The organism is Agrobacterium sp. DE0009 (assembly GCF_007680755.1).
In the GTDB taxonomy this organism is placed as follows: Bacteria; Pseudomonadota; Alphaproteobacteria; order Rhizobiales; family Rhizobiaceae; genus Agrobacterium; species Agrobacterium tumefaciens_B.
Window position 1 is genome coordinate 270106 of record NZ_VEIU01000001.1, and the last position, 24289, is coordinate 294394.

General features: G+C 60.0%; 22 protein-coding genes, 1 tRNA gene and 1 riboswitch. Of the genes, 13 read left to right on the forward strand and 10 right to left on the reverse strand.

The annotated features are described in order from the left end of the window. Window positions 1–111 precede the first annotated feature (111 nt). Entirely contained in the window at window positions 112–1791 is a 1680-nt protein-coding gene (locus FS804_RS01425) for an NAD+ synthase (protein ID WP_144574115.1), read from the forward strand. Between the two features lie 282 nt (window positions 1792–2073). Here FS804_RS01425 and FS804_RS01430 read toward each other — a convergent pair whose 3' ends face one another. Next, a complete protein-coding gene (locus FS804_RS01430; protein ID WP_063948884.1) occupies window positions 2074–2451 on the reverse strand; it encodes a glyoxalase superfamily protein in 378 nt (125 codons plus the stop codon). Between the two features lie 184 nt (window positions 2452–2635). On the opposite strand from FS804_RS01430, the gene FS804_RS01435 reads away from it, so the two are divergent. Both FS804_RS01435 and bluB read left to right on the forward strand, forming a co-directional pair. Then, window positions 2636–3466: a TolB family protein gene (locus FS804_RS01435; protein ID WP_144574117.1), complete on the forward strand. Its 831-nt coding sequence runs from the start codon at window positions 2636–2638 to the stop codon at window positions 3464–3466. 126 nt (window positions 3467–3592) lie between these two features. Beyond that, window positions 3593–3776: riboswitch (cobalamin riboswitch) on the forward strand. A gap of 94 nt (window positions 3777–3870) precedes the next feature. Then, window positions 3871–4587 (forward strand): 5,6-dimethylbenzimidazole synthase, encoded by a 717-nt coding sequence (gene bluB, locus FS804_RS01440; protein WP_144574119.1) that lies wholly within the window; start codon window positions 3871–3873, stop codon window positions 4585–4587. A 205-nt stretch (window positions 4588–4792) separates the two neighbouring features. On the opposite strand, the gene FS804_RS01445 is transcribed toward bluB, so the two are convergent. Both FS804_RS01445 and FS804_RS01450 read right to left on the reverse strand, forming a co-directional pair. After that, entirely contained in the window at window positions 4793–5908 is a 1116-nt protein-coding gene (locus FS804_RS01445; RefSeq protein WP_186376628.1) for a DUF2865 domain-containing protein, read from the reverse strand. Window positions 5909–6043: 135 nt separating this feature from the next. Further along, complete coding sequence (locus tag FS804_RS01450) at window positions 6044–8359, reverse strand: NADP-dependent malic enzyme (protein ID WP_144574121.1); 2316 nt, start codon at window positions 8357–8359, stop codon at window positions 6044–6046. A 229-nt stretch (window positions 8360–8588) separates the two neighbouring features. Between FS804_RS01450 and FS804_RS01455 the strand changes: the two genes are divergently transcribed. Then, window positions 8589–9428: a UDP-2,3-diacylglucosamine diphosphatase gene (locus FS804_RS01455; protein ID WP_186376629.1), complete on the forward strand. Its 840-nt coding sequence runs from the start codon at window positions 8589–8591 to the stop codon at window positions 9426–9428. A gap of 257 nt (window positions 9429–9685) precedes the next feature. Here the strand turns inward: FS804_RS01455 and dgcA are convergent, their stop codons facing one another. Further along, a complete protein-coding gene (dgcA, locus tag FS804_RS01460) occupies window positions 9686–10669 on the reverse strand; it encodes an N-acetyl-D-Glu racemase DgcA (protein WP_144574125.1) in 984 nt (327 codons plus the stop codon). 143 nt (window positions 10670–10812) lie between these two features. On the opposite strand from dgcA, the gene FS804_RS01465 reads away from it, so the two are divergent. The 4 genes from FS804_RS01465 to FS804_RS01480 are packed head-to-tail and all read left to right on the forward strand — an operon-like array spanning window position 10813 to window position 14820. Beyond that, window positions 10813–11973 (forward strand): ABC transporter permease, encoded by a 1161-nt coding sequence (locus tag FS804_RS01465; protein WP_063948891.1) that lies wholly within the window; start codon window positions 10813–10815, stop codon window positions 11971–11973. Window positions 11974–11983: 10 nt separating this feature from the next. Next, window positions 11984–12820 (forward strand): ABC transporter ATP-binding protein, encoded by an 837-nt coding sequence (locus FS804_RS01470; RefSeq protein WP_063948892.1) that lies wholly within the window; start codon window positions 11984–11986, stop codon window positions 12818–12820. 8 nt (window positions 12821–12828) lie between these two features. Continuing rightward, window positions 12829–14199 carry an MlaD family protein gene (locus FS804_RS01475; protein ID WP_063948893.1) on the forward strand — a complete coding sequence of 457 codons (1371 nt, stop codon included), beginning with the start codon at window positions 12829–12831 and terminating at the stop codon, window positions 14197–14199. A gap of 15 nt (window positions 14200–14214) precedes the next feature. Beyond that, window positions 14215–14820 (forward strand): ABC-type transport auxiliary lipoprotein family protein, encoded by a 606-nt coding sequence (locus FS804_RS01480; RefSeq protein WP_063948894.1) that lies wholly within the window; start codon window positions 14215–14217, stop codon window positions 14818–14820. Between the two features lie 56 nt (window positions 14821–14876). Here the strand turns inward: FS804_RS01480 and FS804_RS01485 are convergent, their stop codons facing one another. Further along, window positions 14877–15314, reverse strand: a complete 438-nt coding sequence (locus FS804_RS01485) for a PACE efflux transporter (RefSeq protein WP_144574127.1) — start codon at window positions 15312–15314, stop codon at window positions 14877–14879. Window positions 15315–15565: 251 nt separating this feature from the next. On the opposite strand from FS804_RS01485, the gene FS804_RS24845 reads away from it, so the two are divergent. After that, the gene (locus tag FS804_RS24845) at window positions 15566–15724 is read left to right on the forward strand and encodes a hypothetical protein (RefSeq protein ID WP_186376630.1); all 159 of its coding nucleotides are present in this window, start codon (window positions 15566–15568) and stop codon (window positions 15722–15724) included. A gap of 151 nt (window positions 15725–15875) precedes the next feature. Next, the gene (locus tag FS804_RS01490) at window positions 15876–16124 is read left to right on the forward strand and encodes a hypothetical protein (RefSeq protein ID WP_063948896.1); all 249 of its coding nucleotides are present in this window, start codon (window positions 15876–15878) and stop codon (window positions 16122–16124) included. A gap of 119 nt (window positions 16125–16243) precedes the next feature. Here FS804_RS01490 and FS804_RS01495 read toward each other — a convergent pair whose 3' ends face one another. The 3 genes from FS804_RS01495 to FS804_RS01505 all read right to left on the reverse strand — a co-directional run bounded on the left by FS804_RS01495 (window position 16244) and on the right by FS804_RS01505 (window position 17395). Further along, the gene (locus FS804_RS01495; RefSeq protein WP_063948897.1) at window positions 16244–16432 is read right to left on the reverse strand and encodes a hypothetical protein; all 189 of its coding nucleotides are present in this window, start codon (window positions 16430–16432) and stop codon (window positions 16244–16246) included. A gap of 262 nt (window positions 16433–16694) precedes the next feature. Continuing rightward, a complete protein-coding gene (locus tag FS804_RS01500; RefSeq protein ID WP_063948898.1) occupies window positions 16695–16925 on the reverse strand; it encodes a hypothetical protein in 231 nt (76 codons plus the stop codon). Between the two features lie 218 nt (window positions 16926–17143). Next, entirely contained in the window at window positions 17144–17395 is a 252-nt protein-coding gene (locus FS804_RS01505) for a hypothetical protein (RefSeq protein ID WP_063948899.1), read from the reverse strand. Between the two features lie 257 nt (window positions 17396–17652). Between FS804_RS01505 and FS804_RS01510 the strand changes: the two genes are divergently transcribed. Next, window positions 17653–18117 (forward strand): energy transducer TonB, encoded by a 465-nt coding sequence (locus FS804_RS01510; RefSeq protein ID WP_233282468.1) that lies wholly within the window; start codon window positions 17653–17655, stop codon window positions 18115–18117. A gap of 130 nt (window positions 18118–18247) precedes the next feature. Here FS804_RS01510 and FS804_RS01515 read toward each other — a convergent pair. Both FS804_RS01515 and FS804_RS01520 read right to left on the reverse strand, forming a co-directional pair. Then, window positions 18248–18323 (reverse strand) — tRNA-Lys (locus FS804_RS01515). A gap of 153 nt (window positions 18324–18476) precedes the next feature. Then, window positions 18477–18731 (reverse strand): GlsB/YeaQ/YmgE family stress response membrane protein, encoded by a 255-nt coding sequence (locus tag FS804_RS01520; protein WP_144574129.1) that lies wholly within the window; start codon window positions 18729–18731, stop codon window positions 18477–18479. Window positions 18732–18892: 161 nt separating this feature from the next. Here FS804_RS01520 and FS804_RS01525 point away from each other — a divergent pair, with 161 nt between their 5' ends. Both FS804_RS01525 and FS804_RS01530 read left to right on the forward strand, forming a co-directional pair. After that, window positions 18893–21520, forward strand: coding sequence for a mechanosensitive ion channel family protein (locus FS804_RS01525; RefSeq protein WP_246665839.1), 2628 nt, complete (start codon window positions 18893–18895; stop codon window positions 21518–21520). A gap of 162 nt (window positions 21521–21682) precedes the next feature. After that, window positions 21683–24196 (forward strand): FAD-dependent oxidoreductase, encoded by a 2514-nt coding sequence (locus FS804_RS01530; protein WP_144574131.1) that lies wholly within the window; start codon window positions 21683–21685, stop codon window positions 24194–24196. Window positions 24197–24289: the final 93 nt, after the last annotated feature.

Sequence of the window (24289 nt, forward strand, 5' to 3'; positions counted from 1 at the left end):
ATATAGGCGCGATAACCTTCGCGTGAGGGCGGCAGTGTCGAGAAGCGTACGAATGAGTGAAGGGGGAATTGCTGCGTTGCGGAGCGATCACGGGCGCGGTATTGAAGGGACATGAGCGACAGACACGATATAGCGAACCATCTGCGGATTGCCGTCGGGCAGTTCAATCCCACTGTTGGCGACGTGGCGGGCAATCTCGCCAAGGCGCGTGAGGCAAGGGCCGATGCGGCAACCCAGGGTGCCGATCTTCTGCTTCTGACCGAACTGTTCATTTCAGGCTATCCGCCTGAGGATCTGGTGCTGAAGCCGGCTTTCCTGAAGGCGTGCCTCAAGGCTGTCGAGGAACTGGCAGCCGAGACTGCGGACGGCGGGCCGGGTATCGTTATCGGCTTTCCGCGACAGGGCGAGACCGGTCGGCACAATTCCGTGGCGCTTCTGGATGGTGGCAAGATCATTGCGCTGCGCGACAAGATCGACCTGCCGAATTACGGCGAATTCGACGAGAAGCGCGTGTTCTCCGAAGGGTCGATTTCCGGCCCCTATAATTTCCGCGGGGTGAGGATCGGTATTCCGATCTGCGAGGAAATCTGGAACGACATGGGCGTCTGCGAGACGCTCGCCGAAAGCGGGGCGGAAATTCTGCTGGTGCCGAACGGTTCGCCCTATTACCGCGGCAAGCTGGACGTGCGCCATCAGGTGGCGCTCCGACAGGTAATCGAAAGCGGGCTGCCGCTGGTTTTCGCCAACCAGCTGGGCGGACAGGATGAGCTTGTTTTTGATGGCGCCAGCTTCGGCTTCAATGCCGACAAGACACTTGCCTTCCAGATGAGCCAGTTCGAGGCGACGCTTGCCGTAACCGACTGGAAACGCACGGCGGATGGCTGGCGCTGCGAAAGCGGGCCGTTTTCGAAGATTCCCGAAGGCGAGGAAGCGGATTACCGCGCCTGCATGCTGGGCTTTCGGGATTACGTCAACAAGAACGGCTTCAAGAGCGTGGTACTCGGGCTTTCCGGCGGCATCGATTCGGCGATCTGCGCCGCCCTTGCGGTCGATGCGTTGGGTGAGGAGCGGGTGCGCTGCATCATGCTGCCATACCGCTATACCTCGGAAGAATCGCTGAAGGATGCCGCAGATTGCGCAAAAGCGCTCGGCTGCCGATACGATATCGTGCCGATCGTCGAGCCGGTGGAAGGCTTTCTCTCGGCGCTGTCAGAACTTTTCGAGGGCACGGAAGAGGGCATCACCGAGGAAAACCTGCAGAGCCGCACGCGCGGCACCATCCTGATGGCCGTTTCGAACAAGTTCGGATCCATGGTCGTGACGACGGGCAACAAGTCCGAGATGTCGGTGGGTTACGCCACGCTTTATGGCGACATGAATGGCGGCTTCAACCCCATCAAGGACCTCTACAAGATGCAGGTCTACGCCATTTCCGCCTGGCGCAACGCCCATGTACCGCCGGGCGCGCTCGGCCCTTCCGGCGAAGTGATCCCCGCCAACATCATCGCGAAGGCTCCATCCGCCGAACTGCGTCCGAACCAGACCGATCAGGATTCGCTGCCACCCTATCCGGTGCTGGACGATATTCTGGAATGCCTTGTCGAAAAGGAAATGTCGGTCGAGGAAATCCTGGCGCGCGGCCATGATATCGCGACCGTGCACCGGGTGGAGCATCTGCTTTATCTCGCCGAATACAAGCGCCGCCAATCAGCGCCGGGTGTGAAGATCACCAAGAAGAATTTTGGGCGTGACAGGCGGTATCCGATTACCAACCGGTTCCGGGATCGGTAGGGCGTTTTGGGAAGGCGCGTTTAACGCGGTACCTGCTGAATGAATTGGGTCAGCGCATTGAGAGACGGCGCGGCCTATTTCTTCTCCCCGCCGGGGAGAAGGTGGCCCGAAGGGTCGGATGAGGGGGCAGCCTCTCCTTATATCGCGACGCTTGCCCCCCCATCCCGCTGCCGCGGACTTCTTCCCGGCGGGGAGAAGAAGCGAGGGGCATGCGCTCGTTCCACAACAAGCCTTCGCGTTTAAGCAAGCGGCGCGGAGAAAACCCCGCGCCGTTCACTCGCCTTAAATAGCCTGCCCCACATCGATGCGGTTGCCATCAGGGTCTTCAAACACAAAGGCCCTGAGGCCATACTCCTTGTCCTGCAAGCCCTTGATAATGCGCAGCCCATGTTTCTTGCAAACCGTGTGCAGCGCATCGACATCGCTGACCATCATATGCGCGACGTTGAAAGGGGCTGCCCTGTGGGCCGGCTGCAATGTCAGGTGCAGCTCGGCATTGCCCTGTTTCAGGATGATGAAGCCGACGGGATTGCCGTTTTCGAAGGTCTTTTCGAAACCGAGCACGCCGGCATAAAAATCATGGGCCTTTTCGATATTCTTGACAGGAAGCATTGCGGCGATCCGGCCGAAGCGGATGCCGTGATCGGCGATGGTATTCATCGCGGAACCTCGGATCTGGGAGAAACGGGGAGGGCCGCGGACGGTGCCGGGGCACAGGCGTTTTTTCCGGTTTGAATTTGCAGGACGGTGCCTGCCGCCCTAGGATCATAGCCACGGCGGCGACGGATGCAAATGGAATGTCTGCGCCGTTCCGGTCGGAACATTGACAAGCCCGGGAGGCAGAATGCGCAGCTCCATCGAAATCTTCAACATCCGGACCCGGCAGATGCGGGTGGTGTGGCAGACGCCTGAGCTGTTCGAAGCGCCGAACTGGTCGCCGGATGGGAAATATCTGCTGCTGAACAGCGAAGGGCTGCTGTATCGCCTGTCCCTTTCCGGTGACGCGTCGCCACAAAAGGTCGATACGGGTTTCGCAATCCAGTGCAACAACGATCACGGTATTTCGCCCGACGGTTCGCTTTACGCCATTTCAGACAAGGTGGAATTCGGCAAAAGCGCCATCTATCTTCTGTCCTCGGCGGGCGGCGCGCCGCAGCTGATGACGAAGAACCTGCCCTCCTATTGGCATGGCTGGTCCCCCGACGGGAAAAGCTTCGCCTATTGCGGCATTCGCGATCAGGTTTTCGATATCTATTCCATGGACATAGACAGCGGCGTTGAAACACGCCTTACCCATGGTGAAGGCCGCAATGACGGCCCGGACTATTCGCCTGACGGTATGTGGATCTATTTCAATTCCAGCCGCACGGGCCAAATGCAGATCTGGCGGGTGCGGGTGGATGGCTCAGCTGTGGAGCGTATCACCGACAGCCCCTATGGCGACTGGTTTCCACACCCGTCTCCGAAGGGAGACAAGGTTGTCTTCATTTCCTATGATGGCGACGTTTTCGACCATCCGCGCGATCTCGATGTACGCGTGCGGCTGATGGATATGGACGGCGGCAATGTGGAAACGTTGTTCGAGCTTTTCGGCGGGCAGGGCACGATGAATTCGCCCAACTGGTCGCCGGATGGGGATGAGTTCGCTTATGTCAGGTACTTTCCGGTGGCGTGATGCGGTTCTGACGAGGCGGTGTACCCCCTCCCTTCACTCCGGCTCAGGGCCGGAATGACGGAGGCGGGGAGCACGGTCATATTGTCGCGCGGCCTTGGCGACACTTGCGTTCGCACGCTATTTTGCCCATAGCTTCACCCGTCAGGTGCCCGCCTTTGCAGCGGGAGAATCGGGAATCCGGTGAGAGACCGGAACGTGCCCAACGCTGTGAGGCGGATGCCCTTTTTCTCATGCCACTGAAGTTATTCGGGAAGGCGAAAGGGGCGGATGAAGCCTAGTCAGAAGACCGGCCTGGCAAAATAGACCGAACCGCGCGGACGGCGGCAGGTTGATGGAAAGCGAGTCGTCGCTGCAAACCTTCCATGGTTTCGGCACCGGCCCGCCCGCATTGTTAGGGATAAACGATGCCGACCGAACCGCCCTTCACGACGCCACCCGACGCCAATCCTTTCGATCATGCGCTTTCACCCGCCCGCCCGTTTTCCAGCGAGGAGCGCGAGGCGATCTACCGCGCCATCGAGACGCGGCGTGATGTGCGCGACCAGTTCCTGCCAGACCCGCTGCCGGACGATCTCGTCGAGCGCCTCCTGAAAGCGGCGCATGCCGCTCCCTCCGTCGGTTTCATGCAGCCGTGGAACTTCACCCTCGTCACCGACGGCGCCGTGCGCCAGGCGGCATGGGTGGCCTTCAGCCGCGCCAATGAAGAGGCGGCGGCGATGTTTGAGGGCGAGAAGCAGGCGCTCTACCGCAGCCTGAAGCTTGAGGGTATCCGCAAGGCCCCGCTCAGCATCTGCGTTACCTGCGATCCGAAACGGGGTGGCAAGGTGGTGCTGGGCCGCACCCATAATCCACGCACGGATGTCTATTCCACCGTCTGCGCCATCCAGAACCTCTGGCTCGCCGCCCGCGCCGAAGGCGTCGGCGTCGGCTGGGTCAGCATTTTCCACGACAGCGATATCAGGGCCATTCTAGGTATCCCCGATCATATCGAGATCGTCGCCTGGCTGTGCCTCGGTCGCGTCGATACGCTTTATACCGAACCGGAGCTGGCGGTGAAGGGCTGGCGGCAGCGCGTGCCGCTGGAAGAGCTTGTGTTTCGGAACCGTTGGGGTGGGGTGTAGACACGGAGGCCTGCGAATAGGTCGGGACATTGCCGTGCATTTCTTCTCCCCGCCGGAGAGAAGGTGGCCCGAAGGGTCGGATGAGGGTGTAACGGTAGAGATTTTCGGAGAGCTTGCCCCCTCATCCCGCTGCCGCGACCTTCTCCCCGGCGGGGAGAAGAAACAAGGGTCGCGCGCTCGCCCCATTACACGCGCGCAAGAGATTTCACTGCTGCGGCTGGATGCCTTTCAGCGCCGGGTTTTTCAGGTCTATCTTGCCGGTCTGGTCCGGCAGGAATTTGGGTCCGATGATGCGGACTTTTTTATCGTTGGGATCGTAATCCCGTTCCGGGATTGGCTGTTCCGGTTGCTTGGCCGCCTGCTGTTGTTGAGCCGCTGCGGGGGATTTATCACCGTTCTTGTCACCTTGCGGCGATGGAATGGTGGTGATGCTGGAATAGGGCTTTTCGGCTTCCGGCCGGGACGCCTGTTCCTGCTTTTGCATCTCCTGGTGATAGGCGGCCATGTTGCAGGCGCAGCCGGGCGCTTTCGTTGAGGCATTGCGATAGGCGAAGGCGGTCGGCAGGTCCTTGTAGGTTTTGCCGGTTTCAGCGGACACCATGTCTGCTGTTTCCTGATCCGCCATGGAGTGGAAATAGAGTTCCGTCTCGGTTCCCGGGCACATTTTCTGGCATTGCTCGGCCTGGGCGCGGAAATCAAGTGGCGAGGCATTGGAGGCGATCGGGAAGAACGATCCGTCGCAGGTGCGCACGCAGAGCGTTCGAAGCCCGCCCTCGGCGGCGGCGTTGGGGTGAGGCGAAAGGCCCGCCTGTCCCGGCTCATCGCCATTCTGCCTGAAGGCATCGGGATACCGGGTCACATCGGGTGCAGGCGATGCTTGGCGGTTCATGTCCTCTGCGGGGCTGCAGCCATTGGCATCGAGGGCGGCGAGAATGCGCTCGCGCCTGACGTTGCTGTCATCGTTGCGAGCGTCCGCCATGGCATCATCGCGATCGCGGATGATCGCGTCGCGCTCGGCCTCGGCATCCACCAGCGCGTCGCCGATCTCGGCGCAAAGCCCGGCATTGGGATTGCCATACACAATGACACTACCGGACGAGCAGCCATAGCTGCGCATGTCGTTTCTGATCTTGCGGATGACGATGTTCTGGCGGGCAAGCGCATTGGCGTAACGCCGCACCTCGGCCGTGTTGCCGATGACACGGGGCGGTTCGCGCAACTGTTGATACAGCGTATCGCACACCTGATCCGCAATAGCGGCGGCAGGAGCGATGAAAACAAGGGGAAGCAGGAGGCCGATGATGCGGCTGCGCCGGGTCAATTGTGCGATCCGTTTGGTGTCCCCGGCCGGTGGCAGGGGTGTTATGCTTCAGGAAATCCGTGTTTCAGGAAGATAACATAAGCTGTTGCCGCATTGCGGCAACAGCATGTTCAAAACTGCGTTAATGCGCCTTCATCACACCGAAGGGTGAGAGGCCTGCACCACGGCAAAGGCCGCCATGTTGACGACGCCGCGCGAGGTGACGCTGGGCGACAGGATGTGGGCGGGAAGGGCCGTGCCGAGCAGGATCGGGCCGACATGCAGGCCTTCCGTCAAGGTGCGGGTGACACCCAGCGTGATATTGGCGGCATCGAGGTTCGGGAAGACCAGAAGGTTCGCCTCGCCGGTCAGCACGCTGTTGGGCATGGCGCGCTTGCGCAGTGCTTCCGACAGGGCCGAGCCGCCCTGCATTTCGCCGTCCACTTCCAGTTCGGGCGCTGCCTCCTGCACGATCTTCAGGGCGCGGCGCATCTTGCGGGCGCTTTCGGAATCGCGCGAGCCGAAGTTGGAATGGCTGGCGAGCGCGATCTTTGGCGTGATGCCGAAGCGGCGGATTTCCTTCGCCGCAAGGATCGCCATCTCGGCCACTTCTTCTGATGTCGGGTCGTTGTTGACGAAGGTATCGGTGAGGAACAGCGCGCCCTGCTGGGTGATGAGCAGGCTGAGGCCCGCGAAGGAGCGCACGCCGTCCTGCTTGCCGATGATCTGGTTCACGTCTCGCAGATGGCGGTCGTAACGGCCTTCGAGACCGCAGATCAGCGCATCCGCTTCGCCGCGCTTGACCGAAAGCGCGCCGATGACGGTCGTGTTGGTACGCACGATGGTACGCGCCGCTTCCGGATTGATGCCGGCGCGGCCAACGAGGGCGAAATAGTCATCCACGTATTCGCGGTAGCGCGGATCGTCTTCCGGGTTGACCACCGCGAAATCCGTATGCGGGCGGATGCGCAGGCCGAAGCGCTTCAGGCGCGTTTCGATGATCTGCGGACGGCCGATGAGGATCGGAATGCCGGTGCCCTCTTCCAGCAGCACCTGGGCGGCGCGCAATACCCGCTCGTCTTCGCCTTCGGCAAAGATGATACGCTTCTTTTCGGCAGCTTTGGCGGCGTTGAAGACCGGCTTCATGATGAAGCCCGAGCGCCAGACGAAGCGGTTCAGCTGGTCGAGATAGGCTTCGAAGTCGGTGATCGGCCGGGCGGCGACGCCGCTTGCGGCGGCAGCACGGGCAACGGCCGGCGCAATGCGCAGGATAAGGCGCGGATCGAAGGGCGAGGGGATGAGGTAGGTCGGGCCGAAGATCGGCGTTTCGCCGCTGTAAGCCTTGGCGGCCACTTCGGAGACTTCCTCACGCGCCAATTCGGCGATGGCCTGCACGGCGGCCATCTTCATTTCTTCGTTGATCGTTGTTGCGCCGCAATCGAGCGCGCCGCGGAATATATAGGGGAAGCAGAGGACGTTGTTGACCTGGTTCGGGAAGTCCGAGCGGCCGGTGCAGATCATCGCATCCGGGCGGGCGGCACGCGCCTCTTCCGGCATGATTTCAGGCTTCGGATTGGCAAGCGCGAGGATGAGCGGGTTCTCCGCCATGCGCTCCAGCAGTTCCGGCTTCAGGACGCCTGCCGCCGACAGGCCGAGGAAGACATCGGCGCCATCAATGGTTTCAGCCAGCACGCGCTTGTCGGTCTTCTGGGCGTAAACTTCCTTCCACTCGTCCATCAACGTGTTGCGGCCGTCATAGACAAGGCCCTCGATGTCGTGCACCCAGATGTTTTCTTTTTTGGCGCCCATCGCAACAAGGAGGTTGAGGCAGGCAAGGGCCGCCGCACCGGCGCCTGACGCCACGATCTTGACGCTGGACAGAGACTTGCCGGCGAGTTCCAGAGCGTTGGTGACAGCGGCGGCGACGATGATCGCGGTGCCATGCTGGTCATCGTGGAAGACCGGGATGTTCATCTTCTCGCGCAGCTGGCGCTCCACCTCGAAACATTCCGGCGCCTTAATGTCCTCAAGGTTGATGCCGCCGAAGGTGGGTTCCAGCGCCGCGATGGTGGAGACCATGTCGTTGATGCCGGGCGCATCGATTTCGATATCGAACACATCGATGCCGGCGAATTTCTTGAAGAGGACGGCCTTGCCTTCCATAACGGGCTTCGAGGCAAGCGGGCCGATATTGCCAAGGCCAAGAACTGCCGTGCCGTTCGAGATGACCGCGACGAGATTGGCGCGGGCCGTGTATTCCGCTGCCATTTCGGCGTTCTCGTGGATGGCAAGGCAGGGGGCGGCGACACCCGGCGAATAGGCGAGCGCCAGATCGCGCTGGTTGCCGAGCGGCTTGGTGGCCTGGATCTCCAGCTTGCCCGGGCGCGGGTAGCGGTGGAAAAAGAGCGCCTGTTCCTCGATGTCGGCCTTTGCCGTGTTGGCGGGCGTGTTGTTCTTATCGTGAGAGGTCATGTCTTCCACCGTCGTATCTGGTTTTATTTCGGCCCCCTGAATACAACAAACTTACCCGTGGTACAGCCGTTATTTGACCGCACCTTATGCAAATGCCGCCATGGCTTATTCGCGTTTTCGTGAAAGCTTTCGTCATATTCCCTGCAAAAAACGGCCGCTGTCATGTTGCTGAAACACGAGTCTGGTTCTGAGAGGGAAGAAAGCCGCAGGGACGCAACCGAACAGGGGGATGATATCCGTGGCCGGTCAAATTGAAACCAGACAGTTCAGAACGCTTTTCATTTCAGATGTTCATCTTGGTTCAAAGGCAGCCAAGACGGATTATCTGCTCGACTTCCTGAAATACCACGAGGCCGAAACGATCATCATGGTCGGCGACATCGTCGACGGCTGGCGCCTGCGCCGCAGCTGGTACTGGCCACAGGGCTGCAACGACGTGGTGCAGAAGCTTCTGCGCAAGGCCCGCAAGGGAACCCGCATCGTTTATATTCCCGGAAACCATGATGAATTCCTGCGGGAGTTTCCCGGCATGCATTTCGGCGGCATAGAAGTTGCCGAGCGCATGATCCACGAGGCGGCCGACGGCAAGAAATATCTGGTCATCCATGGCGACGAGTTCGACGTGGTGGTGCGCAATGCCCGCCTGCTCGCTTATCTCGGTGACTGGGCCTACGATGCGGCGATCGCCATCAACATCGCCCTTGCCGCCGTGCGTCGCCGCATCGGCTTGCCTTACTGGTCGTTCTCGGCCTGGGCCAAGCTGCAGGTCAAACACGCCGTCAACTTTATCGGCGAGTTCCAGCGCGTGGTGGCGGATGAGGCGCGGCGCAACAACGTCGATGGCGTGATCTGCGGCCACATTCACCACGCCGTCATGGAAGACATGGATGGCATCCGCTACATCAACACCGGCGACTGGGTGGAAAGCTGCACGGCGATTGCCGAAAATGCCGACGGCACGTTCGAGCTGATCACCTGGATGCAGACGAGCGAAGTCATTGCCGAGCAGACATCGGATGAGATGGAGCCGGTGAACATTCCGGGGCTGATCGGCCAGCACGCGGCTTGAGATTTGGCCTGTAGGCTAAAGGAATACTTGGCCTTCGGTGTTTTCCGTGAGATCAGTGCAGGCTCGTGTGAAGCGAGCGGTTGCCACCTGTTTCTTCTCCCCGCCGGGGAGAAGTCCGCGGCAGCGGGATGAGGGGGCGAGCTCGCCGTAAACCTCTACCGTTGCCCCCTCATCTGACCCTTCGGGCCATCTTCTCCCCGGCGGGGAGAAGAAACAAGGGGAGACGTTGCGGCTCATCAGGATTTAATTTCAGGGGCTTACCCCCACAATTCCGGCCGTGCCGGATAGACCAGCGACCCTTCATAAACCAGCCCCGCTTCACGGTCCTCAGCCAGCAGCAGCGGCCCGTCGAGATCGGCAAAGGCTGCGCCTTGAGCGGCCAGCACAGCGGGCGCCATGCCGAGCGAGGTGCCGAGCATGCAGCCGACCATGATGGTGAAACCGAGCCTTTCGGCCTCCGCCTTCATGACAAGCGCTTCCGTCAGGCCGCCGGTCTTGTCGAGCTTGATGTTGATGGCATCGTAACGGTCGCGCAGGCCGGCGAGGTCCTTTGTCGAATGCACGCTTTCGTCGGCGCAGATCAAAACCGGATGGTCGATGCGGGCGAGAATCGCGTCCTTGCCGGCGGGAAGCGGCTGTTCGATCAGCGATATCTTCAGTTCCGCTGCAAGCCTCAGATAATATTCGATATTGCCGTCGTTCCAGCCCTCATTCGCATCGATGATGATACGCGCCTCGGGTGCGGCTGCGCGGACGGCGCGCAGGCGGGCCTCGTCGTCGGCTGTGCCGGTCTTGATCTTCAGCAGCGGGCGGGTGGCATTCTCTGCCGTCTTCGCGGCCATGGTGTCGGGATCGGAAAGCGAGATCGTGTAGGCAGTGACGAGCGGCTTTACCGCCTGTCCGACAACCTGCTCGGCGGCGCTCTTGCCGCTCATTTTCGCTTCGAGATCCCACAATGCGCAATCGACGGCATTGCGGGCCGCGCCCGGTTTCATCGCCTGCTGCAAGTCCTGCCGTGTCAGGCCGCCAGCGATCTGCTCGGCCATAACCTCGATGTCGGCGATGACGCCCTCAATGCTTTCGCCATAACGCGGGTAGGGCACACATTCACCTTTACCGGTAAAGGAACCATCCCGGATGGTGCACGTTACGACATCCGCATGCGTGCGGGTGCCGCGTGAAATGGTGAAGCTGCCAGCAACGGCGAAACGTTCAGTTGTGGCTTGAAGGTAACGGGGCATGTTTTTTCACTTCCTAATAGGCGTCAAAAGACACATGACGCCAAATTTATCGCGAATTGTCGGCCGTCACTGTGGCTTGCCGAAGGCCAAACCGTTATGAAACCATTAAGAATCTCGTGACGGCTGCACTCGCTCGGAGCATTATGCAAGAACAGGACACACGGCAACAGGCGAACCCGGCCGCAATTTCCGCAGACGATACCGTCTCCGGCGGCGCGTCGCGTTTTGTGCTGAGCGGTTCCTGGCGCAACAGCAATCTCTCCGGCATTTTCCCCATTCTCGACAAGATCGAGAAGGACGCGTCCTCCAGCGCAGCCGAAATCGATCTCTCGTCCGTAGAGGCGATCGACACCACCGGCGCCTGGATCATCCAGCGCCTGCGCCGCGATCTTGAGGCGAAGGGGGCCACCGTCACCGTAACGGGAAACGACCAGATTGAAGAGGTCATTTCCCAATTGCCTGAAAAGGTGGAGATGGAGGGTGAGGCCCCCAAGAAGGTGGGACTCGCCGAGCGCATCTTTGCGCCGATCGGCCAGGCCGTCGTTCAGAACGGCGCGGATTTCCTCGCGGGGATGTATATTCTCGGCTCGGCCGTGCGCGGCGCGCAGATGAAGCTCGGGCGCGGACGCGGCGTTTCGCCAGCGGCGATCGTCAACCAGATCGACCATATGGGCGTGCGCGCCGTGCCGATCATCATGCTGATGTCCTTCCTGATCGGCGCGATCATCGCCCAGCAGGGCGCGTTCCAGCTCCGGTATTTCGGTGCCGAAGTCTTCGTCGTCGATCTCGTTGGCATTCTGCAATTGCGTGAAATCGGCGTTCTCCTGACCGCGATCATGATCGCCGGTCGCTCCGGCAGCGCGATCACGGCTGAAATCGGCTCGATGAAGATGCGCGAGGAAATCGACGCGCTGAAGGTGATCGGTCTCAATCCGGTTGGCGTGCTCGTCTTCCCGCGGCTGGTGGCGCTGACGATTGCGCTGCCGCTTTTGACCATTCTTGCCAATTTTGCAGCGCTTTTCGGGGCAGCCATTGTCACGCTGCTTTATTCCGGCATCACATTTGAAGTGTTCCTGTCGCGCCTGCATGGGGCGGTGGAGGAATCGACCATTGCCGCCGGCATGATCAAGGCGCCGTTCATGGCGCTGATCATCGGCATCGTCGCGGCGGTGGAAGGCATGAAGGTGGGCGGTTCGGCGGAATCGCTCGGCAAACACGTCACCTCGTCGGTGGTAAAGTCCATCTTCGTCGTCATTCTGGTGGATGGCCTCTTTGCCATCTTCTACGCAGCCATCGATTTTTAAGGAGGGCGCGTTGGAAACCCTGGACCAGAAGCCGCAAGAGACAAAAACCGCAAAGGACGGCCGCGAGGCAGTGCTTTCCGTCGAGGGCGTGACTGTCGGCTTCAATGGCCGCAACGTGCTCGAAAATCTCGATCTCGACGTCTATCGCGGTGAAATCCTTGGCTTCATCGGTCCATCCGGTGCCGGCAAATCCGTGTTGATGCGCGCGATCCTAAGGCTTCTGCCGCGGCAGGCGGGTGCGATCCGCATTCTCGGCACCGATTACGACAAGGCCAGCGAAGACGACCGCATGATGCTTGACCAGCGGCTCGGCGTGCTGTTCCAGCAGGGCGCGCTGTTTTCCGGCCTGACGGTGAAGGAAAACATCCAGCTGCCGATGCGGGAATATCTCGACCTGCCGAAGAAGCTGATGGACGAGCTGGCCTATCTCAAGATCGAGATGGTCGGCCTGAAGCCCGATGCGGGTGACAAATACCCGTCGGAACTCTCAGGCGGCATGATCAAGCGTGCGGCGCTCGCCCGGGCCTTGTCGCTCGATCCCGATCTCGTCTTCCTCGATGAGCCGACATCCGGTCTCGATCCCATTGGGGCGGCGGAATTTGATATGCTGATAGCGCGCTTGCGCGATTCGCTTGGCCTGACCGTTTATATGGTGACGCACGACCTCGACAGCCTGTTCTCCGTCTGCGACCGCATTGCGGTGCTGGGGCAGAAGAAAGTGCTGGTGGAAGGGACATTGCAGGACATGTTCGCCTGCGACGACCCGTGGGTGCAGTCCTATTTCCGCGGCAAACGGGCACGCTCTGTCGTTCTTCCGGACGGCAAACACGAAAATCCGGTGGAGTAACGGGAAGCATGGAAACCAAGGCGAACTACACCATAGTCGGAATTTTCACGCTGATCGTGATCGCCGCCGCATTCGGCTTCGTTTACTGGATGGCGGAATTCGGCCGTGGCGGCCCAACGGCGCAGCTTGTCGTGCGTATTCCGGGCTCGGCTAACGGCCTGTCCGTCGGTTCGCCGGTGCGGTTCAACGGCATTCCCGTTGGTACGGTGCGCGGGCTTGCTATCGACCGCGACGATCCGGCCTATTCCATCGCCTTCACCGAAGTGCAGGCAGACGCGCCGGTTTTCCCGTCCACTCGCGCGGTGCTAGAAATTCAGGGCCTGACGGGTGCCGCCTATATCGAGCTTTCCGGCGGCAACAAGGATGGCGAGCGCATTCTGCAGAAAGCCGTCGAAAGCGGTGTTCCGGCCGAACTGACCGCCGATCTTTCGAGCGTCACCAACCTGCTTGCCACTGCCGACAAGATACTGAAGCGCGCCGATGGCGCGATCGGCGAATTACAGGGTTTCGTGCAGGACGCGCGCGGCCCGCTGACGCAGACGGTGCGCAATGCCGAGAAATTCTCCGATGCGCTGGCGGCCAATTCCGATGGCATCAAGAATTTCATCGCGAGCCTGAGTTCGCTTTCCACGACGGTCCAGTCGGTCTCGGTGCGCCTCGACGGCACGCTCAGCGCGGTCGAGGACCTTGTGAAGGCGGTGGATGCCGGCAAGATCGATTCCATCCTGTCCAACGTCGACAAGGTCACGAAGGATGTCGCGTCCGCTTCCAGCGACATCCAGGGCATCATGGACACGGTGCAGAGCACAGCGAAAAACTTCGAGGCGGCGAGCACGGAAGTACAGACGGTGGTCAAACGCGCGGATGAGCTTCTTGCCTCCGTCGATCCCGCCAAGGTGGGCAACGTGGTCGATGACGTGTCGTCGGCAACGGCCGATGCGCGTGACGCCGTCGCAAACTTCAAGCGGATTGCCGACGATGTTGGCGCCCGTCGCGCCGATATCGACCAGGCGGTATCCGACTTCACCGAGATGGGCCGCAAGCTGAACCTTGCCTCCAGCCGCGTCGATGGCATTCTTGCCAAGGTGGACGGCATGCTCGGCACTGATGATGCCAACTCGCTGTTTGCCAAGGCGCGCGAGACGCTCACCTCCTTCAAGGCGGTGGCCGACAATCTCAATGCCCGCATCGGCCCGATTGCCGATAATCTGACGCGCTTCTCCAGCTCGGGCCTGAAAGATTTCCAGGCGCTGATCGGCAGCACGCGCCAGACGGTCGATAATCTCAACAACGCCATCACCAACATTGACCGCGATCCGCAACGGTTGATTTTCGGCGGCGAAACCGTGAAACAATATGACGGCAGAACAAGGCGCTAAGAGGGGTATGGGCCAATGAGACTATCGATGAACGGCCAGATGCGTCGCGCCTTCGTTCTTGCACCGCTGCTCGCCGCGATGATGGCGGGTTGTGCTGGCGCGCCGAAAAACGATACATTCGATCTCTCCGTCTCGCCGGCTGCGGTGACGCAGGGGCCGTCGCTGAAAAGCCGTCAGCTGCTGATTGCCGATCCGACGGCGCTGAAGGCGCTCGATAGCGAGAACATCGTGGTGCGTCTCTCCGGCTCCGAGGTGCAATATCTCGGCAACTCCCAATGGAGCGACCGTCTGCCGCGCATGGTGCAATCCAAGCTCGTGGAAGCCTTCGAGGATACCGGCAAACTCGGCGGCGTCGGCCGCCCGGGGCAGGGCCTCGCCATCGACTACCAGGTCGTGAGCGATATCCGCGCCTTCGAGATCGATACCGCTCGCAACGTGGCGAATATCGAAATTTCGGTGAAGCTTCTGAATGATCGCAACGGCACGGTGAGGGCGCAGGAGGTGTTCCGTTCCAGCGCCCGCGTCAGCGGCTCCGGCAACGCCAATTTCGTGAAAGCACTCGACCAGGCCTTCGCCGCCGCCACGCGCGAGATCGTGGCCTGGACGCTGAAGTCGCTCTAAGCGTCGCGCTGCGTCAAAAGCGGCGCTTAAAGGCCAATTTCGGGGATAGACGCCGCTCAGGCGGCGTCCTGCTGTGACTTCCATTCCGGCAGGGGGAAGACGCGGTCGTAGCTCCAGTTGAAGACGAACGCATAGACCACGTAAAAAAGCGCGAACGAAATATCCATCACGAGCGCGTGGACGAGGCTGATGTTCAGATACCAGGCGATGAACGGCATCAGCACGATCAGCAGGCCTAGCTCGAACAACACCGCATGGGCGACCCGAAGGGTGGGCGTTTTCAGTGTCGTGCCCTTCAGGCGCTGCATGGCATGGTCGAAGGCGAGATTATAAACGTAGTTCCAGACCGTCGCGAGCGTGGCGCTGACAAGCCCGACGACGCCGATGTCTTCCATGAGTATGCCAAAAAGCAGTGCGCCAAGCGGGATGACAAGCAGAAGGCCGATGATTTCGAAGCTGAGGGCGTGGCGGATACGATCTTGCAGGGAGCGCATTGCATTCTCCGGTTTTTGACCGGGCCGTCCCGCATGCTGTTGCCGATATGGCCGAGGTCGTCCTCGCGCTCGCTGATATAGAGCCTTGGGGCCGATATTTCAAGCAAGGGCGACGGGGGCCGGGGCGTTCCGCCTGTTTCTTTCCAACCGATGAGCAGAAGACATAAGCGCATTTCCGCCTTGTGCCAACGAAAGCGTGATCGGAACAAGAGCAGCTCATTTTCGTTATCGCTAACGGAAGGAGGCGCGCAATGCAGCACAATACCTCTGAAGGAAGAACCATAAAGGCCGCCAATGTGGCGACGGTTTCAACCTATACGCCAAATCTCATATCCCTCAAGGGAAGTTACGTGGCCATGATATTTCGCCGGCCGCTTTGCCAAAACCCGCTGGATTTGCGGAAGAAATAAAGACGTTGACCTTGCCTAATGGCCGTCGAAGGCCAGTGATGAGCACGACTGCCGACCATCAATGATAGTTTAGATGTCTCTAAAGTGTGATTTTCAATCCGGCTCGTCTCCACATAGACTGGAGACGCCATAAAAGCGAAGGGAGAATGACATGAAATCAGTTCTCATAATCGCCGCTGTCTTTGGTTTTTCAGCCAGTGCAGCGCTCGCGGAATGCGCAGGTCATGAAAAGATCAATGCTTCCGTTCCTGCCGTCGACCGTGAATTCAAAACCGCAAGCATCGTTCCGCCGACCGACCCGGCAGAAAAGCCGGTCGTTATCCTGAAAAAAACCGACCGCCTGCCGGGAGCGGTTGCCGCGACCGGCGAGCCAGAGGCTGCGATGCAGCGCATGCAGTAAACCAACATGACATTCGTTAGAACGTGAAATCCCGTGCGTGATGAACATCCGCACGGGCTTTTCGTTTCAGCGCCCTGAGGACGTCTTTCGCCGATATAGGCGTCCTGTCGCCCGTCGCCTCAGCTGTCCAGCTTCAATGACAATTGTTTCGGCCCGTCATTCTTTTTCAGAACATAAAGCGGCCGGGTAATGATGACTTCCGTTCGCCGCTGTAACTCGCGCCGCCGTTCGAGCGCGCGCTCCCGCAGGTCACGCGAGCGGGCAACGACGGAAAGGGCATTTTCTATGGCTGCGTCTGATGTGTTCATCGCTGACCTCCATAATGTTCACTTTATGTTCTCATTATTGGGTGCTTATGTCAACACTATGGCAGCGCCGGTGAATTGGCCGGCGCCCCGTTGCTATGGCGCCCAGCCGTGCCTCGCCTTGTAGAGGTATGCATAAGTGCGGTGCAGCTCTGCCCGCGCGACGGCCCGGCAGTGTCGACGGGGACACTCCGGTGCTGCAGCTTCAACTTCAAGGAAGATGTCTTGGGGACGGAGAGACGTCCTGAGAGGCTTTTCGGGGAGTTTAGGAGAGGGGGCGTTGATCGGCCACAGGAGCGGCGGCGGTGGCCATGAGATCGGTCAAATGCTCGCTGGCGAGTGCAACGATGGCGAGGGCAGCCTGCTGGCGGTTCCAGCCGGCGTCTTCGGCTTTTTCAATGAGCCCCCGAATGGAAGGCTCCAGCGCGAACTGGCATTCCGCCTGATAGTCCATGGTGTCGATCGACAGCGACGGGGAATTGATAGCGGCCCGCATCTTTTGGTCTCCCTGTTTTCCGGCACGCCACCAAGCGCCTTGCCATAGAAGCAAGACGCAAATCGGAACATGCACATTCAGAGCCCGGTGACATCAGGACGCCTTGAAGGGCTTCCCGCATATCACTGGCAGCGAATCCCCCAGCAGGCGGACGTTAGCGGCAAGTCTTTATTGCTGTCAACGAGCGCCCGGTGGCAATTGGGTGGCAATACTCGTTTTCAGAGCCTGCGGTTACGGAACGGCTTGCGCCGCCAGATCAGGAGCGCCATCACGTACAGCGCGAAAAGCACGAACCATGTGACGGGCAGAACCATGAAAAGCGCGGCATAACCGCAATTTCCCTCGAAGCAGGAGCCGAGAAGACCGGAATCGGCAAGGGCGGCCGATATCAGGGACGCAAATATGCCGCTTCCGACCGCGCCGAGGATGAAGAGCAAGATGTTGATGAGCAGTCTCATGACCCCGATCATAGGGATGAATGAGACAGCTTTGGGGAAGCGCGCGTCGTCGCGATCTAATTGATGAAACTTATTGCCGCTCCGACCGAGGACGGCGCTTTTTCGCAAATTGGCTGAAGCGATAGGGAAGGGGCTATCGCTTGGATCGGATCAGATAAAGCCAGGCTTTATATCATGATCTTAAATAGAGATGGAATTCTCAGGTGCAATTATGTTGCTGATGCTCGAAGAATTATTTACGATGAATAATACTTCTTAATATTGCTTATTTGTATTTTCAGGGTTTCGATTTGGATAAAATATTTTCCCCCTTCATCAGATTTTCTTGCTTTATTATGCTGCTTTTTGTCGCTGCATTGCTTGCCGGCACTCCGATGCAGGCTGTTGCGCAGTCGCGGGGCTGCAAAGACCCAACACCTGCCTCCAACATCAACGAGATGTTCGATGCGATTTTCGCCTGCTGGCAACCGCCGGAGGATGCGGAAGGGCTGGTGGTCACATTGCGGTTTATTTTGCACAGGGATGGGCAGGTGCGAAACAAGGTCGTCGTCGTTGGTGTCAGCCCGCAGGAGGACAGTCCAAGACGGAAAGCTTTCATCGACTCCGCCATCGAGGCGGTGAGACGAGCGGAGCCGGTGCCCTTTACCGAGGAGTTTGGCAGTCGCATCGCCGGCCGGCCGATTGAGCCGCGCTTTCTGGGTTCGCCCAGGCGGGCATCGACAAACAATCTTTAGCTGCCTTTGCACATCCGCTCACGCAAATGCGTGCCGTAGGCCAAACCGGAATTCACGTGCGGTGTCGAGAAGTCGCGATGAGGCGACGCCTTAACATGTCATCACAGCATCTTGATATCTAAGGAGGAAATGGTGGGTGATGTAGGGCTCGAACCTACGACCCGCTGATTAAGAGTCAGCTGCTCTACCAACTGAGCTAATCACCCGACCGGCACCGTGTGGCGGTGTGAGGGGGCGTATAAAGGGGAAGTTTGGGCTTGTCCAGCGCGTAATTGAAATTTATCCGATTTTTGTGACGAAAAAATTTCAGCCGCGCTGGAAAAGCCTGGGAATCCGGGGTTTTACGGATCTACACTTATTCAGCCGCGTCTGAAGGCCCTGCCAATGGCGATGAGGATACAGGCGCCGATGAAGCCGGCGATGAGATAACCGAGCCAGCCAATCAAAACGATTCCAAACACCGCAAGGATGGCGTTGGCGATGACGGCGCCGACGATTCCAAGAAGGATGTTCATGAAAACACCCATATTGCTTTTCATGACTTGTTCGGCGAGCCACCCCGCGACACCACCGATGATAATGGCTGCAATCCAGCCGATGCCAGCAGATTCCATGATTTCCTCCCATGTTGCTGCATATTGAAAAGTGATGATTCCCGTGGTGGAAAGCAAGGCAAACGGCGGAAAACCTCATCCGATGCGGCTGGTTTTCCGCGCTGCAGGCGCTAAATAGCCTGAAGCGGCATGGTAAGACGAAAGGCATGGATGTGCGGTTGATGTTTGGCGGATGGATGGGCGACAGGCGGGTGCTCCGCGAGCCGTCGGCACGTGGTCGGCGGGCCGGCGCTTTGGCGGCCGTTTTGGTTGCATTGTTTGCGCTGTTCAGCGCCCTCGGCGTTGCGCCTGTCTCTGCGCAGGAGGCAACGCCCGCAGCATCCGGTGCCATTCAGCCATCGACCATCGAGCAGGCAAAAACCGATCTCGAAAAATGGAAGTCGGATCTCTCCTTCATTTCGGGGCAGGTGGAGGCCGGTGGGCGCGATGATGCGCAGCTTGTCGACCTCAAGGGCCGGGCAGACGGTATTGCCACCGATGCTGCCGCCACCAACGCCAAGCTTCGCGCCCGTCTGGATCAGATCAAGACGCGGTTGGACGCGCTGGGTGCCGCCCCGGGCGAAGGACAGCCGCCGGAATCAAGCATGGTGACGGAAGAGCGCAACCGGCTGACGGCGGAGCGGGGGGAGGTGAACGCCGTGGCCGGTGAGGTTGAGGCCACCGCCAACAATGCCGCACAGATTTCCAACAATATTACCGCCGTCCGGCGGGCTCTTTTTGCCGCAACGCTTTTCAAGCGTACCGAAGTGTCCGCGCAGACGCTCGGCGATGCGTCGTCCGCCTTCCTGACGGAGCTCTCCAACCTCAACAATGCCTTCAGCAGCTGGGCGACCTATGTCTGGAATTACAAGCGGTTGCCGATGTTCGGGGCCGTCACGCTGTCGATCATGGCCGCGCTTCTGTTCCTGGTGGGCGGCTACCGCCTGTTCGGCAGCCGTATGGAGCGGCGGGCGTTCACGGGGGAGCCGTCCTATTTGAGGCGCCTGTCGGTTGCTTTCTGGTCCACCATGGTGCAGTCGCTGTCGCTGTTTCTGTTCCTCGTCACCTCCGCCTTCTTCCTTGATAATTTCAATGTGCTGCGGTCGGACATCGCGCCGATCCTGTTCGGGGCGATGGCGGTTACCGGTTTCGTCTATTTCGTCTCGCGCCTGAGCTACGCGATCTTCGCGCCGACGCAGCCGGAATGGCGATTGCTGAAGGTTTCCAACAAGGGCGCGCACACGCTGTCTTCGGCGGTGCTGCTGATGGCGCTCGTCAACGGTCTCGATTATCTCTTCGGCACGATCAGCGAGACGCTTTATTCGCCGTTGATCGTCACCGTCGCCAAAAGTTTCGTTGCCTCGATCATCATCGGTCTCATCCTGCTTACCGTCTCGTTCCTGCGTCCGGTGATCGGTGAGGGGCAGGATTCAGACACCGGCCATCAGCGTCTGCCGCGCTGGCTGGTCATTCTCCTGCGTGTCGGCGGCCTTATCCTGATCGGCGCCTGCCTGACGGGTTATGTCGGCCTTGCGCGCTTCCTTGCCACGCAGATCGTCGCGACGGGTGCCGTGCTGGCGACGATGTATATCGGCATTCTATCCGGCAAGGCGATTTCACGGCAGGGCGCGTTTGCGGAGTCGCTCGCTGGCCGCTATCTCGCCCGGCGTTATGGGCTGGGTGTCGTTCCGCTGGATCAGGCCGGCCTTGTTGCCGGCCTCGGCATCTATGTCGTCGCTCTCGCCTTCGGCGTACCGCTGATCCTGTTTTCCTGGGGTTTCCAGCCGGGCGATATCGAAAGCTGGGCCTACCGCCTGTTGACCGGTATTACCGTCGGCAATGCATCGATCTCGCTCATCGGCATTTTCGGCGGCATTCTGGTGTTTGCCATTGGTTACATCATCACCCGCTGGTTCCAGAAGTGGCTGGACAGCAACGTCATGGCGCGCGGGCAGGTGGATGCCGGGGTGCGCAACTCGGTCAAAACAGGCATTGGTTATCTCGGCATCGCTGTTGCGGCCATCTTCGGCGTGTCTTCGGCCGGCCTCAACCTCTCAAGCCTTGCGCTCGTCGCGTCCGCTCTTTCGGTCGGTATCGGTTTTGGCCTGCAGAACATCGTGTCGAACTTCGTGTCGGGCCTTATCCTGCTCGTCGAGCGCCCCTTCAAGGTGGGGGACTGGGTGGTCACCGGCACGACGGAGGGCACTGTCAAACGCCTTTCGGTGCGCGCCACCGAAATCGAAACCTTCCGTGGGCAATCGATCATCGTGCCGAACTCCGAGTTCATCAATTCCTCCGTCGGCAACTGGACACACCGCAACCGCATCATGCGTGCGGAAATACCGGTTTCCGTCGCTTACGATTCCGATCCGCAGAAGGTGATGGATATTCTGCTGGAACTGGTGCGGGCGCAGCCGCCAGTGCTGCGCAATCCCGAGCCGCATGTGGAATTCCTGCGCTTTGGCGATTTCTCCCTCGATTTCGAACTGCGCTTCCATCTGGCCGACCTTTCGAACGGGCTGGCCGTGAAAAACGCGTTGCGCATCGCCATCCTCCAACGCTTCCGCGACGAAGGCATCGCCATTCCGTTCCCGCAGCGCAACCTCAATATCCACGTGGAGGGCGACGCCAATCCACAGATGCTGGCTGCACTGCTTTCGGAAGAGGGTGACAAGGCGGTGGTTGCTCATACGGGGGCGGCGGCCTCACCTGTCGCAGGAGCGACCGAGGCCAAGAAAGACGCCAAGACGGATGACGCGGTCACTTCCGAAAAAGCAACAGCCGACAAGGTGTCCCGCCGCGGTTCATGATCGCGGCGGCGCGCGCCGTCTGTGGTCGCAATTTCTTCCCTGTCGCAGCACCCTATGGCCATGTCGCAATCAGGCGGCTGAACAACCCGCAAGCGCTTCATATTCCTCCCATCCAAAGCTGGCGGAATAAGGCAAGGCCAGCGCTTTTCAGGGGTTCTGTAAATGAAGACACATGCACGGGCGGTGGTGATCGGTGGCGGCGTTGTCGGCGTCTCGACGCTATATCATCTTGCCAAGAAGGGCTGGAGCGACAGCGTGCTCATCGAGCGCAAGGAGCTGACCTCCGGTTCCACCTGGCACGCGGCCGGGCTTCTGCCGCTGTTCAACATGAGCTACTCGGTTGGCCAGATCCACAAATATTCCGTGAAGTTCTATGAGGAGCTTCAGGAAGAGACCGGCATGAATGTCGGTTTCTCCAAGGTCTCCAACATTCGTCTCGCCCGCACCAAGGATCGCTGGGACGAATATATGTATTATGCCGGCATTGCCGAGACCATCGGCGTTCGCGTCAACATGCTGACGCCGGAGCAGGTGAAGGAAATCTGGCCGCTCTGCGAAACGGACGGCCTGCTTGGCGCCATCCAGCATCCGGACGATGGTTACATCCAGCCCGCCGATCTGACGCAGGCGCTTGCCAAGGGCGCGCGCGATCGCGGCGCCACCATCTATCGCAACACGACAGTCACCGCCATCGAGCAGCTTGAAGACGGTCACTGGAAGGTGACGACGGACAAGGGCGAGATCATCGCCGAACACATCATCTCCTGCACCGGCTCGTTCGCGCGCAAGACCGGCGAGATGGTCGGCATCAATATTCCGGTCATCCCGGTCGAGCACCAGTATATCGTCACGGAACCGCATCCGGCCATTCAGGAACGCCGCCGCCAGGGCCTGCCGGAAATGGGCGTTCTGCGCGAATCCGACTCGGCCTGGTACATGCGCGAAGAGGCAGGCGGCCTGATCCTCGGTCCTTACGAAGTCGGCGCGCCGGTCTGTTATGTCGACGGTCCTTCCGACGACAGTGAGTATGAACTGTTCCAGGAAGAACTGGACCGCCTGATGCCGCATATCGAAACCGCCATGGTGCGTGTTCCGGCCTTCGGCGAAGTCGGCATCAAGAAGGTCTATAATGGCGCGATCGCCTATACGCCTGACGGCAACCCGATCGTCGGTCCTGCACCGGGCCTGAAGAATTTCTGGCTCAACGAAGGTCACTCCTTCGGCATCACCGCTGCCGGTGGCGCCGGCTGGCAGCTGGCCGAATGGATCGTCGATGGCGAGCCGACGCTCGACCTCATGGGTGTCGATCCTCGCCGCTTCGGCCCTTACGCAACGGAAGGGTACCTCATCGCCAAGAACGAGGAAGCCTATGCCAACGTCTTCACCATGCATTACCCGGATGAAGAACGCTCCGCCGCCCGTCCGCTGAAGACGACGCCGGTTTACGACCGCCTGAAGAAACTCGGGGGCGTGTTCGGCTCCGTCTACGGCTGGGAGCGCGCCAACTGGTATGCGCCGGAAGGTTACGCGCTGCGTGAGGAAGATCTCGGCGTCGGCGCCGATGTCATCACCAGTCACAACCATGCGCCGGCTCTGGATGATGGCCGCATTGTTGAAAAGTGGTCGTTCCGCCGCTCGAACTATTTCGAACATGTCGGCAACGAGGTGAAGAACGTTCATCAGAATGTCGGCGTGCTCGATATGTCCGCCTTCGCCAAGATGGAGGTCTCCGGCCCCGGTGCGCGGGCATGGCTCGACAGCATTCTCGCCAATGCCATTCCAAAGAAGCGTGGCCGCATCGCGCTCACCCATCTGCTGACGCCAACCGGCGGCGTGAAGGCGGAATTCACCGTTTACGAGTGGGCGCCTGGCCGTTTCTACATGGTTTCGGCCGGTGGTCTGGAAGCGCATGACCATGACGTGCTGTTCCGCCTGGCACCGACCGATGGCTCGGTCGTGCTGCAGCCGATCACGCAGAAATATGGCGTGCTGGTTTTGGCCGGTCCGAAGTCGCGCGACCTGTTGAAGAAGCTGACGCGCACCAGCCTTGAAAACAAGGACTTCCCCTGGCTTACCGGCAAGCAGATTTCCGTCGGCGTGGCGACGGCGCACGCGCTGCGCGTCAACTTCGTCGGCGAACTCGGCTGGGAACTGCACCACCCGATCGAGATGCAGAACTACATCTTCGACCGTTTGATGGAAGCCGGTGCGGAATTCGGCATCAAGCCCTTCGGTATCCGCGCCATGGTCTCCATGTCGCTCGAAAAATCCTACCGCAACATGGGCCGCGAGCTTTCGGTGGAGTACAACGCCTATGAATCCGGCCTCGATCGCTTTGTGCGGCCGGAAAAATCCTTCATCGGCCGCGATGCGCTGGTGGCTTACAAGGAAGGCGGCGTGAAGTGGGTCTTCTCGACGCTGACCGTATCCGGCAACACGGATGTGGATGCACGCGGTTCGGAAGCGATCTTCGACGAAAACGGCACGCTGGCCGGGCGCGCCACCAGCGGTGGCTTCGGCTGGCGTCTCGGCAAGTCCATCGCGCTCGCCATGCTCAAGCCGGAATACGCTGCTGTCGGCACAAAGCTGAAGATCCGCATTCTCGGGACGTCCTACGATGCGGAAGTGGTGGAAGAGAGCCCCTTCGATACGGAGAATGCACTGCTGCGCGCTTGATTAAATGCCCCTTTCTGAAAATGAGATACGGCCCCTTGCGGGCCGTATTTCCGTTTAGGTAAGCATGTGCTCAACTGGTGCTTTAGGGAAGCC

Coding starts and splice junctions, on each gene's coding strand:
- FS804_RS01425 (WP_144574115.1), top strand. CDS start 112: ATGAGCGACAGACACGATATAGCGAACCATCTGCGGATTGCCGTCGGG.
- FS804_RS01430 (WP_063948884.1), bottom strand. CDS start 2,451: ATGAATACCATCGCCGATCACGGCATCCGCTTCGGCCGGATCGCCGCA.
- FS804_RS01435 (WP_144574117.1), top strand. CDS start 2,636: ATGCGCAGCTCCATCGAAATCTTCAACATCCGGACCCGGCAGATGCGG.
- bluB (WP_144574119.1), top strand. CDS start 3,871: ATGCCGACCGAACCGCCCTTCACGACGCCACCCGACGCCAATCCTTTC.
- FS804_RS01450 (WP_144574121.1), bottom strand. CDS start 8,359: ATGACCTCTCACGATAAGAACAACACGCCCGCCAACACGGCAAAGGCC.
- FS804_RS01455 (WP_186376629.1), top strand. CDS start 8,589: ATGATATCCGTGGCCGGTCAAATTGAAACCAGACAGTTCAGAACGCTT.
- dgcA (WP_144574125.1), bottom strand. CDS start 10,669: ATGCCCCGTTACCTTCAAGCCACAACTGAACGTTTCGCCGTTGCTGGC.
- FS804_RS01465 (WP_063948891.1), top strand. CDS start 10,813: ATGCAAGAACAGGACACACGGCAACAGGCGAACCCGGCCGCAATTTCC.
- FS804_RS01475 (WP_063948893.1), top strand. CDS start 12,829: ATGGAAACCAAGGCGAACTACACCATAGTCGGAATTTTCACGCTGATC.
- FS804_RS01480 (WP_063948894.1), top strand. CDS start 14,215: ATGAGACTATCGATGAACGGCCAGATGCGTCGCGCCTTCGTTCTTGCA.
- FS804_RS01485 (WP_144574127.1), bottom strand. CDS start 15,314: ATGCGCTCCCTGCAAGATCGTATCCGCCACGCCCTCAGCTTCGAAATC.
- FS804_RS24845 (WP_186376630.1), top strand. CDS start 15,566: ATGCAGCACAATACCTCTGAAGGAAGAACCATAAAGGCCGCCAATGTG.
- FS804_RS01490 (WP_063948896.1), top strand. CDS start 15,876: ATGAAATCAGTTCTCATAATCGCCGCTGTCTTTGGTTTTTCAGCCAGT.
- FS804_RS01495 (WP_063948897.1), bottom strand. CDS start 16,432: ATGAACACATCAGACGCAGCCATAGAAAATGCCCTTTCCGTCGTTGCC.
- FS804_RS01500 (WP_063948898.1), bottom strand. CDS start 16,925: ATGCGGGCCGCTATCAATTCCCCGTCGCTGTCGATCGACACCATGGAC.
- FS804_RS01505 (WP_063948899.1), bottom strand. CDS start 17,395: ATGATCGGGGTCATGAGACTGCTCATCAACATCTTGCTCTTCATCCTC.
- FS804_RS01520 (WP_144574129.1), bottom strand. CDS start 18,731: ATGGAATCTGCTGGCATCGGCTGGATTGCAGCCATTATCATCGGTGGT.
- FS804_RS01525 (WP_246665839.1), top strand. CDS start 18,893: ATGTTTGGCGGATGGATGGGCGACAGGCGGGTGCTCCGCGAGCCGTCG.
- FS804_RS01530 (WP_144574131.1), top strand. CDS start 21,683: ATGAAGACACATGCACGGGCGGTGGTGATCGGTGGCGGCGTTGTCGGC.